The organism is Streptococcus sp. 2021WUSS109 (assembly GCF_044427305.1).
GTDB classification, from domain to species: domain Bacteria; phylum Bacillota; class Bacilli; order Lactobacillales; family Streptococcaceae; genus Streptococcus; species Streptococcus suis.
Window position 1 is genome coordinate 36,668 of record NZ_JAOTGF010000016.1, and the last position, 11,689, is coordinate 48,356.

Below are 11,689 nucleotides of genomic sequence, written 5' to 3' on the forward strand. Positions count from 1 at the left end.
GAAGTTGCTTAGCAACGATAAAAATTATGGAAATTGCATTACTTACTGATGTAGGACAGAAACGTTCGAACAACCAAGACTATATCAATCGCTACAAAAACCGTGCAGGGATTGATTTGGTCGTATTAGCTGATGGAATGGGTGGTCACCGTGCCGGCCATATTGCTAGTGAAATGGCAGCAACAGATTTGGGAGCTGCTTGGGTTGATACTCAATTAGTGACCTTAAATGATGTCCGTGAATGGATGGTTGCAATCATTGATGCTGAAAACCAAAAGATTCATGAACTTGGACAGACAGAAGAATACAAGGGGATGGGAACAACTCTTGAAGCAGTTGTTGTCATCGATAATCAAATGATTTATGCCCATGTCGGAGATTCACGAGTTGGATTGATTAGAGATGGCGAATATACACGTCTAACCAACGACCATTCGCTGGTAGGTGCCCTTGTTCGAGCTGGTCAGCTCACAGAAGAAGAAGCACAGCGTCATCCTCAAAAAAATATTGTAACGCAGTCCATCGGACAAGCCGAACCAATTGAACCAGACATTGCTTTGAAAACTCTTGAGGTTGGAGATTACGTCCTTATTAACAGCGATGGCTTAACCAATATGGTACCAACCGAGGATATTCGTGATATTGTATTGAGTGATGTTTCAATTGAAAGCAAGGTAGAAACACTTGTACGTTTTGCCAATAATGCAGGCGGTCTAGATAATATTACAGTAGGTTTGCTTCACATTACGGAGGAGGCTAGGTAATGATTCAAATCGGTAAGATCTTTGCCGGTCGGTATCGAATCGTTCGGCAAATTGGTCGAGGCGGTATGGCAGATGTTTACCTAGCAAGAGATTTGATTTTAGATGGAGAAGAGGTTGCCGTTAAAGTTCTTCGGACCAACTATCAGACAGATCAAATTGCTATCCAGCGTTTTCAACGTGAAGCGCGTGCCATGGCAGAACTTGACCATCCCAATATCGTTCGTATTTCGGACATCGGCGAAGAAGATGGTCAACAGTATCTGGCTATGGAATATGTCAATGGCCTCGATTTAAAACGTTATATAAAAGAAAATGCACCACTCTCCAACGATGTTGCGGTGCGAATTATGGGACAGATTCTCCTTGCTATGCGAATGGCGCACACGAGAGGAATTGTCCATCGAGATTTGAAACCTCAGAACGTCCTTTTGACTTCCAATGGAGTCGCTAAAGTAACAGACTTTGGTATTGCAGTTGCCTTTGCTGAAACGAGTTTGACACAAACCAACTCCATGTTGGGTTCTGTTCACTATCTTTCACCTGAGCAGGCGCGTGGTTCGAAAGCGACCATTCAAAGTGACATTTATGCGATGGGAATCATCCTTTTTGAAATGTTGACGGGTCGCATTCCCTATGATGGAGACAGTGCTGTGACGATCGCTCTTCAGCATTTTCAAAAACCTCTCCCATCTGTTAGAGAAGAGAATGCCAACGTACCTCAGGCCTTAGAAAATGTTGTACTAAAAGCAACGGCTAAAAAATTAAACGAGCGCTATAAGTCGGTTGCAGAAATGTACGCAGATTTAGCTTCGGCTCTATCCATGGATCGTCGGAATGAACCCAGGGTTGAACTAGAAGGGAACAAGGTTGATACAAAAACCTTGCCAAAACTCTCCCAGGCCAATGTTGAAACGAAAGTACCGCATACAAACAGTTCTGCCCAAGTTTTTGCGACGGATAAGGGGTCTGGTAAGAAAGAAGTGGCGAAGTCGGGAAATAAGCCTGTTTCAAAACCAAGACCAGGTATGCGTACACGCTACAAAGTCTTGATAGGGGCTATTTTGTTAACAGTCATAGCGGCTGGACTCATGTTTTTCAACACTCCACGGACAGTTACCGTCCCTGATGTGTCTGGTCAAACCGTTGAAAAAGCTACAGAAATGATTGAAGTAGCAGGATTGGAAGTCGGAAATATCACAGAAGAAGCGACCGCAACTGTAGATGAAGGCTTGGTAATACGAACCTCTCCGGCTGCAAAGACGACCAGACGTCAAGGGAGTAAGATTGATATTGTAGTAGCAACGGCTGCGCTGTCATCTATTCCAGATGTGGTGGATAAGGAGTCTGATACTGCACGGCAGGAATTGGAGGCTCTTGGTTTCCAAGTGACAATAAAAGAAGAATATAGCGAAAAAGTTGCCCAAGGACTCGTCATCAAAACAGATCCAGAAGCAAATAGTTCTGCTGAGAAGGGGGCAAAAATTACCCTTTACGTTTCCAAAGGAGTGGCGCCACAAGTTGTTCCAAACGTTGTTGGAAAAAGTCAGGAGAATGCTACTCAAGTTCTTCAGACAGCAGGATTCAGTGTTGGAACTATTACTCAGGAATATAGCTCATCTGTTACTGCGGGTCAGGTTATCAGTACAGATCCCGTTGCCAATACAGAATTGGCAAAAGGTTCTATCATCAATCTAGTTATTTCAAAAGGAAAAGAGTTGATTATGCCTGATTTAACATCTCGCAATTACACCTATTCACAGGCGCGTAGTCAATTACAAGCCTTGGGTGTCAATGCGGAAAATATTGAAAAACAAGAAGATAGAAGTTATTATTCAACGACAAGTGATATTGTCATTGGACAATATCCTGCTGCTGGAGCAACAATTGATGGAACAGTTACCTTGTATGTCTCCGTTGCATCAACCAGAACCAGTAGCGATTCTTCAACAGGAAGTTCCACAAGCACAAGTACTTCAACAGATAGCGGACAATAAAGATGAATAAGGTTGGGTAGATGCCCAATGTCATTAAGTTAACTAACCTATCATATTTTGTGGTAGGTTAGTTTTTTATGTTACACTAAAAATAAAAGGGGAAAAGTCATGCTAGATCAGATTAAAGCTCATTTATACTCTTCGAAAATCAAAATTATCCGTTGTCAACTTGCCTTGAACTAAAAGTAAACTAAAACTATATATCAGTCAGTCCTATATTTCCTACTTTGGATGGAGTTCTTTTACTTATTTTTTGTTACAATAGTATAGAAAGGATGGAGAAGATGCGGAAAGTTCAATTTTTTCTACTAATAGAAAGTATGATTTTTACGATGGCAGCCTTTGACGTGGTAGCCAATGAGGCCAGTCGGACCCTGCTACTTTTCTCTGCCTTATTACTCATCATTTGGTACTTCCTAGGAAGAAAAGTTAATAGCGTTTTACTGGTCAGCTCCTTATCTCTATTATTTTTGGTCTTTGTTTTAAATCCCTTCTTCATTATTGGGATTATGCTACTAGTCGTGTACATGCTGATTAATTTCTTTTCACGTTATGAAAAGAGAAACCAATATACCCACATTGTTTTTAGTGACTATTCTCTACAGGTTCAAAAAGAGAAAAATAGATGGTTTGGCAACCACGACCACTCTCAAGATAGGTTTGGTTTTGAAGATATTAACATTGTACGCTTGTTTGGCAATGATGTAGTTGATTTGGATAAGACTGTATTAGTTGGCAGAGATAATATTGTTGTAATTCGTAAAACGTTTGGACGGACAAAAATTATTGTTCCAATTGACGTTGAGGTTGCACTTTCAGCAACTAGTATCTATGGACGAGTAAGTTTCCTGGGTGAATCATACTGGGATTTGCGGAATGAAAGTATAGCGGTCAATAGTCCCGATTATCAAGAATCACACAAACGTGTAAAAGTCGTTACCAATAATATACTAGGAGATGTGGAGGTGGTTCGCGTATGAGAAAACGTACCTACCTACTCCTCGCCTGGTTTGCCTGTCTCATTGTTTTTGTGGTGATTGCTTCCACCCTCCCACTTTTAAATTATTCATTGTTAGATGTTACGCTCTGGATTTCAACGGAGCAGCTCGTGTTTACTCTCATTCTACTAGTTATCGTTTTAACCCTTTTTCTAGCTGTAATGGTACAAACTGTCAGCCTAGCCTCCACTCAGGTTATGCGGACGAAGTTACAAGCTATCTTGAAGAATAAAAGTATTCGAACAGATACCGAAAGTGATCAGCTCTTGCTCCAGTTGTCTGATAAGGTCAGAAACCTCACGCGTCAGGTGCAACTGGTTGACAATCAAGATTTAGTCAAGAAAGAAGAGATTGTTGAGGGAGAACGGAAACGGATTGCCAGGGATTTGCATGATACGGTCAGTCAAGAGTTATTTGCAACGAGCATGATTTTGTCAGGATTATCGTCCAATCTATCCACTCTTCCGCAGGAAACTTTGCAGGAACAGCTGATGCTCGTGAAAGACATGATTGAGTCTGCCCAAAGAGACCTACGCATCCTATTATTACATTTACGCCCAAGTGAACTTGAAAGTAAAACCTTGGTTGAAGGATTTGAGCTGATTTTGCGTGAAGTTAGCGACAAAAGTAATATTATCGTTCATTTCCAACATGAAGTAGAGGAGTTACCGAAACTAATTGAAGAACATCTCTTCCGCATTGCGCAAGAAATTATCAGTAATACCTTGCGACATGCCAAAGCCAAGCATTTGGATGTTTACCTCTTGCAGAAAGAAACAGAACTGCAGTTGAAAATGACAGACGATGGTATCGGCTTCCAACAAGGGGCAGATGATGAATTAAGTTACGGTCTTCAAAACATACGTGAGCGGGTTGAAGACATGGCTGGAACGATAAAAATTCGCACTGCTCCAAATAAGGGAGTGGCGATTGATATTCGTATCCCACTATTGAAAGGAAAAGAAGATGAATACGATTCGAGTGATGCTGGTTGACGACCATGAGATGGTTCGTCTAGGATTGAAAAGTTACTTAAATTTACAGCCAGATGTTGAAGTAGTTGCAGAAGCTAGTGATGGCGAGGAAGGTTTAGCTAAAGCATTAGAGGTTAAACCCGATGTTGTAGTGATGGACTTGGTTATGCCTAAGATGACTGGCGTAGAAGCAACCCTGGGCTTGCTGAAGGAATGGCCGCAAGCGCAGATTGTCATCCTGACCTCCTACCTAGATAATGAGAAAATCTATCCTGTGCTGGAAGCAGGAGCTCGTGGCTATATGTTGAAAACGTCAAGTGCTGACGAAATCTTAGCAGCCATCCGCAAGGTAGCTCTTGGAGAATATGCTATTGAGACAGAAGTAGAGAAAAAAGTAGAGCACCATAAACGCCACCCAGATTTACATGATGACTTGACAGCTCGTGAACGCGAAATCTTGACGCTGTTAGCCAAGGGATATGATAATCAACGAATTGCAGATGAGTCCTTCATATCCTTAAAAACTGTTAAGACCCATGTTTCCAATATCTTATCCAAACTAGCTGTGAGCGACCGTACTCAAGCAGTTGTTTATGCTTTCCAGCATGGTTTGGTGGCGCAAGAGGACCAATAGTGGTATAATGAAAATTAGTTAATTTTCAACCAAAGGATAGTGGAATTATATGGATGCAAAACTCAGATATAAGGCAAAAAAAATAAAAATAGTCTTTTTTGACATTGACGACACGCTACGTGTGAAGAATACAGGCTACATTCCTGAATCAATTCAGCAGGTTTTCAAATCACTGAAAGAAAAGGGAATTTTGACAGGAATTGCGTCAGGACGAACGCCTTATGGTTTAGTGCCAGAAATCAAGGCCTTAAAGCCAGACTTTTTCGCTATGATTAACGGCTCCTACGTAGAAGATGCCAAAGGTCAGGTAGTGTACCATCAGCCAATGCCCCAAAATTTAGTAGAATCTGTATTAAATTGGGCTAAAGAAATTGGAATCGAATATGGTATGCTTGGTAGTCAAAAAGGGACACTTTCTGCACGAACTGACCGCATTAGTCAAGTAATTGACTTGATTTATGAAGGTTTGGAAACAAACCCAACTTTTTATAAAGAAAATGACATCTATCAATTGTTAACTTTCGAGAAAGATGGTCACGAAGTAGAACTTCCAGAAGAGTTGCAAGCGGAATTGCGTAGTGTTCGTTGGGATGCTATTTCATCGGACATTGTGCTAAAAGGCTCTTCCAAAGCAACCGGTGTTGCTAAGGTTGTTGAAAAACTAGGCCTGAAACCTGAAAATGTCCTAGTATTCGGAGATGGACTCAACGATATTGAGTTATTCGATTATGCAGGAATTAGTATCGCTATGGGGCATTCGCATCCAGAACTGCAAAAGCATGCAGATTATATCACAAAAAAAGTAGAAGAAGATGGCATTTTTGATGCCTTGGAGAAATTAGGTATGGTAGAAAAAGAAAAATATTTCCCGCAATTAGATTTGGAAAATGTTACAGGGCCAGTTGCGCATATCAAGACTAACCACGGTAAGTTAACAGTAAAACTCTTCCCTGAAATTGCACCCAAAACTGTAGCAAATTTCGTAGCTCTTTCTAAAGATGGCTATTATGACGGGATTATCTTCCATCGTATTATCAAAGACTTTATGATTCAAGGTGGCGATCCAACCGGAACAGGCATGGGTGGTGAATCTATTTATGGTACTGCGTTTGAAGATGAATTTTCAATGGAAGCTTTTAATTTCAGAGGAGCCTTGTCAATGGCCAATGCAGGACCAAATACAAATGGAAGCCAATTCTTTATCGTTCAAAACCAAAACTTCCCATACAATGCGAAAGAATTAGAACGAGGCGGTTGGCCTAAAGAAGTTGCAGAAGCCTATGTCAAAAATGGCGGGACACCACATCTAGACCAACGCCACACAGTGTTTGGTCATCTAGTTGATGAAGAATCCTTCGTCGTCTTGGATGCTATCGCAGCGGTTGCAACAGATTCAGCAGATCGTCCACATGAAGATGTTGTAATTGAGACCATCGAAATAGAGGATTAAGATGAAAATCGGAGATAAACTCAAGGGGACGGTAACGGGCATTCAGCCGTATGGAGCCTTTGTACAATTAGAGAATGGGACGACGGGCCTAATCCATATCTCGGAAATCAAAACAGGTTTTGTTGATAATATTTATGATCATTTAAAATTGGGGCAAGAGGTTTTGGTACAGGTAGTTGACTTTGATGAATATACTGAAAAGGCTAGTTTATCAATCCGGACCTTAGAAGAAGAACAACAAAAAATTCCGCGTCATCATCGTTTTACAAATGAACGGAATAAAATAGGTTTTTCCCCTTTAGCAAAACAACTTCCGAAATGGATTGAGGAAGCTAAAGGCTATCTCAAAGAACACAAAGAAAAGAAGGTATAGGATGCATTCCTAACCTTCTTTCTTTTTAATCATTGAACTCGTAAAGAGCTGTTGACAAGTAACGTTCTCCGTTATCAGGCAAGATTGCCAACACTTTTTTTCCAGTTCCCAACTCCTTAGCGACTTCGATAGCAGCGTGAATTGCTGCACCTGAAGAAATACCAACTAAGAATCCTTCTTTTCCACCGATAGCACGACCTGTAGCTAAGGCATCATCAGATTTGACACGAATAATGCCATCATAGGCGCTAGTGTCCAAAGTATCTGGAATAAAACCTGCCGAAATACCTTGGATCTTGTGCGGACCAGGTGCTTCACCAGATAAGACAGCTGATTCATCAGCTTCAACAGCATAGATAGCAATATCTGGATTTGCTGTCTTTAAAACATGCGAAACACCTGAAACGGTACCACCAGTACCAACGCCAGATACAAAGGCATCTAAACCAGTTGTGCCAAAGTCTTCCAAAATTTCCTGTCCTGTTGTATCTTCGTGAACTTTTGGATTGGATGGATTAGCAAACTGGAAAGGAACCCAGCCATTTTTTTCTTCAGCAATCTCTTTTGCTTTGGCGATAGCCCCCTTCATCCCTTCGCTACCAGGAGTCAAGACAAGTTCAGCTCCATAAGCTTGGATAATCTTACGACGCTCAACACTCATGGTTTCAGGCATGACGATAATCACCTTATAACCTTTTGCTGCTCCAACCCAAGCAAGACCGATACCAGTGTTACCACTTGTTGGCTCAACAATAGTATCTCCAGGTTTGATTGTACCAGCCTTCTCAGCATCTTCAATCATAGCCAAGGCGATCCGGTCTTTTACAGAAGATCCTGGGTTAAAGGCCTCTAATTTCACATAGACCTCCGCTGCCCCCTCTGGAACGATATTATTGAGTTTAATAACAGGTGTTTTTCCAACTAATTGAGTAATGTTTTGATAAATAGCCATATGGCACCTCCAAATAATGTTATTATACATTATATAGTAGAAAGTCAAAAAAGGATAATATAAAAAAACTATCTCGCCGATAGCTTTTTTTAATAGACAGGTACCTCAACGATTCGAGAGTTAGCTTTTTCCGCGGATACTTTTCCGTGGTAAAAGTCAGTGAGACTTGCTAAGGTTTGTTCAAGGAATTCTTTATCTACAAAAATCATGGTTGAAACTTCAGTAGTAAACTGGGTATCAAATTCTTCCAGACCTTGCTCAGCTCGCCAATTGGCAAACTCTTGGTATTGGGCATAGGACATGCTAATGGAAATCCCTTCCTGCTCCTTGACTTCCACAACCCCGATTTCCTTGACTGCATTAGCCACGGCTCCAGCGTAAGCACGAATAAGTCCGCCTGCCCCTAGTTTGATACCTCCAAAATAGCGGGTAACCACCGTTGCGACATTGGTCAGTTCGTGATTTTCTAAAACTGTCAGCATTGGCACACCAGCAGTACCAGACGGCTCCCCATCATCTGAGGAACGCTTGATTTCCATATTTTCTCCAAGGACAAAAGCAGAGCAGTTATGAGTAGCCTTGTAATGTTCTTTCTTGATTTTGTTGATAAAGTCGCGAGCTTCCTCCTCGCAGGTCACTCGTTTCATAAAGCAGATAAATCGTGACTTTTTAATTTCTTCTTCAACAATACCATCTTCTCTAATTGTTTTAAATTCTTTCATAACCAAATTGTACTAATTTTTTTAAAAACTGACAAGAAATTCCGAATAAATAAGTGATGAAAGAATTAGAAAATTATTACGGTAGATTATTTACCAAATACCAATTGACAGCAAAAGAAAGAGAAATAGCAGAAAAAGTGCCAAGTATTACAAAAAAGAATAACTGCTTTCGCTGTGGAACAACTTTTGAAGAAGAAAACAAATTGCCAAACGATGCTTATTACTGTCGAGCCTGCTTGCTTCTAGGCAGAGTGCGGTCAGACGAAAAACTCTATCATTTTCCTCAGAAAGATTTTCCAATCACTAAGTGTTTAAAGTGGAAAGGTCAACTAACTGATTGGCAACAAAGAATTTCAGATGGACTAGTTGCAAACGTGGAAAACAATCGTGCGACATTGGTTCATGCAGTAACAGGAGCAGGTAAGACAGAAATGATCTACCACACCGTTGCCTCAGTGATTGATAAAGGCGGAGCGGTTTGCCTAGCCAGTCCTCGAATTGATGTTTGTATCGAACTCTATAAACGTCTGCAAAATGACTTTTCAGTTCCAATTAGTTTACTACATGGAGAGTCTGAACCCTATTTCCGAACCCCATTAGTTGTAGCAACCACACATCAGTTATTAAAATTTTATCAGGCCTTTGATTTGGTTTTGATTGATGAAGTAGACGCCTTTCCCTATGCAGATAATCCCATGCTCTATCGAGCAGCAGACAATGCGGTCAAGGAAGCCGGTGTTCAAGTTTTTCTGACGGCAACTTCAACAGATGAATTGGATAAAAAAGTCAGAACAGGCAAATTAAGTCGTCTTAGTTTGCCAAGGCGCTTTCATGGCAACCCACTTGTTGTCCCGCAAAAAGTCTGGTTTAGTAAATTCGATGATACCCTAAAGAAAAATAGACTAGTTCCAAAGTTGAAAAAAGCGATTGAAGAACAGAGAAAGTCGTGCTTTCCCTTACTCATTTTTGTCCCAGAAATCTCCAAAGGTCAAGAATTTACCAAGATAATGAAAAAAACATTCCCAGAAGAAACAATTGGCTTTGTATCCAGTCAAACAGAAAATCGCCTTGAAATAGTTGAAGGGTTTCGCAAGAGAGAAATCACAGTCTTAATCTCGACGACTATTCTTGAACGTGGGGTGACCTTCCCATGTGTAGACGTCTTTGTTGTTCAAGCCAATCATTACCTCTACACAGCGTCAAGTCTCGTTCAGATTGCAGGCCGGGTCGGCAGGAGTATAGAACGTCCGACTGGTTTACTCCAGTTTTATCATGAGGGAAGTACAGGAGCCATTGAAAAGGCAATCGCTGAAATTAAACAGATGAACAAGGAGGCTGGTTATGTCTAATTGTCTATTGTGCGGTCAAGCTATGAAAAATAAAACAAGATTTTCAGATCTCATCTTCTTTAGTAAAGAAAAATCAGGCATCTGTGAAGAATGTTTTTCAACTTTTGAGGAAATAGCAGAGCAACACTGTCCACATTGTTATAAAAATGGAGAATCGGAAAGTTGCAAGGATTGTCAGTACTGGCAGAATCAAGGGAAACCAGTTGTCCACACAGCTTTGTACCAATATAATCAAGCAATGGCACATTATTTTAGTCGCTACAAATTTCAAGGAGACTATGTTTTAAGAAATATTTTTGCTAAAAAGCTTAGAATAGCGTTAAGCCAATTTCCTGACTACACAATTGTTCCCATACCAATTAGTCAAAAACGACTATCAGAACGCGGTTTTAATCAAGTGGAAGGACTTTTGAGTGCTACAAATATTCCCTATCAGTCCCTTCTTGGAAAGTATGAAAGCCAAAAACAATCATCTAAAAATCGTGCAGAGAGACTAGAAGCAAAACAGATGTTCTATCTATTAGATGAAAAAGAAGTGCCAGAAAAAATATTATTATTCGACGATATATATACAACAGGAGCCACAATCCAACTTGCTGTAGAACTTTTCATGAAAATTGGTAGGAAAGAAATCAAAACATTTTCACTAACACGATAAGAAAACGGTTGCAATATCCCTATAATGTGGTATAATAATAGTGAAGAAAGGCGAAAGCCAAGAAAGAGGTACTAATATGATTAAATTCAGTATTCGTGGAGAAAACCTTGAAGTTACAGAAGCACTTCGCACCTATGTAGAAGAGAAAGTGGCTAAGATTGAGAAATATTTCAATGAAGAACAAGAGTTGAATGCTAAAGTAAATCTAAAAGTTTACCGTGACAAGCGCGCAAAAGTAGAAGTGACAATTCCGGTTGGAGCAGTTACACTTCGCGCAGAAGATATTTCACAAGAAATGTATGGCTCTATCGATCTTGTAGTAGATAAGATTGAACGCCAAATTCGTCGTAACAAAACCAAAATTGAACGAAAACATCGTCAAAAAGTGGCAACTGGTCAAGTCTTTACAGATGAACTTGTTGAGCAAACAGGCGAGGAAGTAAAAGTGGTTCGTACTAAGCAAGTAGACTTGAAACCAATGGATATGGAAGAAGCAGTCCTCCAATTGGAGTTGCTCGGACATGATTTCTTTATCTATACAGATGCTAATGACGGTACAACAAATGTATTGTATAGACGCGAAGATGGAGATTTGGGTCTTCTAGAGGTACGTCAATAAAGATAATAAAACAGTTGCAGTTTTTGCAGCTGTTTTATTATTTTCAAAAAACCGGTTGACAATTACCAAACTAGATGATAGAATAAATGAGTTGTCTCTTGAGGGGCTAGTCAGTAGCGGAATGAAAAAAAGTTTCGAAAAAGTGTTGACAAGTTCAGTAGAAGATGATAGAATGATTGAGTTGTCTCTTGAGGGACTAGTC

The 11,689-nt window shown here is 40.4% G+C and carries 12 protein-coding genes and 1 pseudogene; 11 read left to right on the top strand and 2 right to left on the bottom strand.

What is annotated here, in order from left to right; genetic code table 11:
* Positions 1-26 precede the first annotated feature (26 nt).
* The 8 genes and pseudogenes from ODU37_RS07455 to ODU37_RS07490 all read left to right on the top strand — a co-directional run bounded on the left by ODU37_RS07455 (position 27) and on the right by ODU37_RS07490 (position 7,187).
* The gene (locus tag ODU37_RS07455; RefSeq protein WP_004194145.1) at positions 27-764 is read left to right on the top strand and encodes a Stp1/IreP family PP2C-type Ser/Thr phosphatase; all 738 of its coding nucleotides are present in this window, start codon (positions 27-29) and stop codon (positions 762-764) included.
* Positions 764-2,266: pseudogene (gene pknB / locus ODU37_RS07460) on the top strand (Stk1 family PASTA domain-containing Ser/Thr kinase); the annotation flags it as partial. The gene ODU37_RS07455 and the pseudogene pknB, both read left to right, overlap by 1 nt.
* Before the next feature lie 3 nt (positions 2,267-2,269).
* Positions 2,270-2,758, top strand: coding sequence for a PASTA domain-containing protein (locus tag ODU37_RS07465; protein WP_371128166.1), 489 nt, complete (start codon positions 2,270-2,272; stop codon positions 2,756-2,758).
* 284 nt (positions 2,759-3,042) lie between these two features.
* On the top strand, positions 3,043-3,738 hold the full coding sequence (gene liaF / locus ODU37_RS07470; protein ID WP_024384079.1) for a cell wall-active antibiotics response protein LiaF: 696 nt from the start codon (positions 3,043-3,045) through the stop codon (positions 3,736-3,738).
* Positions 3,735-4,751 carry a sensor histidine kinase gene (locus ODU37_RS07475; RefSeq protein ID WP_002937028.1) on the top strand — a complete coding sequence of 339 codons (1,017 nt, stop codon included), beginning with the start codon at positions 3,735-3,737 and terminating at the stop codon, positions 4,749-4,751. The genes liaF and ODU37_RS07475 overlap by 4 nt, the downstream gene beginning before the upstream one ends.
* On the top strand, positions 4,723-5,364 hold the full coding sequence (locus ODU37_RS07480; protein ID WP_079394183.1) for a response regulator transcription factor: 642 nt from the start codon (positions 4,723-4,725) through the stop codon (positions 5,362-5,364). Before ODU37_RS07475 ends, ODU37_RS07480 begins: the two co-directional genes overlap by 29 nt.
* A gap of 49 nt (positions 5,365-5,413) precedes the next feature.
* Positions 5,414-6,814 (top strand): bifunctional Cof-type HAD-IIB family hydrolase/peptidylprolyl isomerase, encoded by a 1,401-nt coding sequence (locus ODU37_RS07485; RefSeq protein ID WP_044759386.1) that lies wholly within the window; start codon positions 5,414-5,416, stop codon positions 6,812-6,814.
* Between the two features lies 1 nt (position 6,815).
* Positions 6,816-7,187, top strand: coding sequence for a S1 RNA-binding domain-containing protein (locus tag ODU37_RS07490; RefSeq protein ID WP_002937017.1), 372 nt, complete (start codon positions 6,816-6,818; stop codon positions 7,185-7,187).
* 25 nt (positions 7,188-7,212) lie between these two features.
* Here the strand turns inward: ODU37_RS07490 and cysK are convergent, their stop codons facing one another.
* Positions 7,213-8,139 (bottom strand): cysteine synthase A, encoded by a 927-nt coding sequence (gene cysK, locus ODU37_RS07495; protein ID WP_002937015.1) that lies wholly within the window; start codon positions 8,137-8,139, stop codon positions 7,213-7,215.
* 89 nt (positions 8,140-8,228) lie between these two features.
* The gene (locus ODU37_RS07500; RefSeq protein WP_024417021.1) at positions 8,229-8,861 is read right to left on the bottom strand and encodes a YigZ family protein; all 633 of its coding nucleotides are present in this window, start codon (positions 8,859-8,861) and stop codon (positions 8,229-8,231) included.
* A 56-nt stretch (positions 8,862-8,917) separates the two neighbouring features.
* Here ODU37_RS07500 and ODU37_RS07505 point away from each other — a divergent pair, with 56 nt between their 5' ends.
* The 3 genes from ODU37_RS07505 (at position 8,918) to hpf (ending at position 11,487) form a co-directional block, all read left to right on the top strand.
* On the top strand, positions 8,918-10,210 hold the full coding sequence (locus tag ODU37_RS07505) for a DEAD/DEAH box helicase (RefSeq protein ID WP_044759384.1): 1,293 nt from the start codon (positions 8,918-8,920) through the stop codon (positions 10,208-10,210).
* Positions 10,203-10,868, top strand: a complete 666-nt coding sequence (locus ODU37_RS07510; protein ID WP_024382697.1) for a ComF family protein — start codon at positions 10,203-10,205, stop codon at positions 10,866-10,868. The genes ODU37_RS07505 and ODU37_RS07510 overlap by 8 nt, the downstream gene beginning before the upstream one ends.
* Before the next feature lie 76 nt (positions 10,869-10,944).
* The gene (gene hpf, locus ODU37_RS07515; protein WP_004194117.1) at positions 10,945-11,487 is read left to right on the top strand and encodes a ribosome hibernation-promoting factor, HPF/YfiA family; all 543 of its coding nucleotides are present in this window, start codon (positions 10,945-10,947) and stop codon (positions 11,485-11,487) included.
* Positions 11,488-11,689: the final 202 nt, after the last annotated feature.

Coding starts and splice junctions, on each gene's coding strand:
- ODU37_RS07485 (WP_044759386.1), top strand. CDS start 5,414: ATGGATGCAAAACTCAGATATAAGGCAAAAAAAATAAAAATAGTCTTT.
- liaF (WP_024384079.1), top strand. CDS start 3,043: ATGCGGAAAGTTCAATTTTTTCTACTAATAGAAAGTATGATTTTTACG.
- ODU37_RS07475 (WP_002937028.1), top strand. CDS start 3,735: ATGAGAAAACGTACCTACCTACTCCTCGCCTGGTTTGCCTGTCTCATT.
- ODU37_RS07455 (WP_004194145.1), top strand. CDS start 27: ATGGAAATTGCATTACTTACTGATGTAGGACAGAAACGTTCGAACAAC.
- ODU37_RS07480 (WP_079394183.1), top strand. CDS start 4,723: ATGAATACGATTCGAGTGATGCTGGTTGACGACCATGAGATGGTTCGT.
- ODU37_RS07505 (WP_044759384.1), top strand. CDS start 8,918: ATGAAAGAATTAGAAAATTATTACGGTAGATTATTTACCAAATACCAA.
- ODU37_RS07500 (WP_024417021.1), bottom strand. CDS start 8,861: ATGAAAGAATTTAAAACAATTAGAGAAGATGGTATTGTTGAAGAAGAA.
- ODU37_RS07490 (WP_002937017.1), top strand. CDS start 6,816: ATGAAAATCGGAGATAAACTCAAGGGGACGGTAACGGGCATTCAGCCG.
- cysK (WP_002937015.1), bottom strand. CDS start 8,139: ATGGCTATTTATCAAAACATTACTCAATTAGTTGGAAAAACACCTGTT.
- hpf (WP_004194117.1), top strand. CDS start 10,945: ATGATTAAATTCAGTATTCGTGGAGAAAACCTTGAAGTTACAGAAGCA.
- ODU37_RS07510 (WP_024382697.1), top strand. CDS start 10,203: ATGTCTAATTGTCTATTGTGCGGTCAAGCTATGAAAAATAAAACAAGA.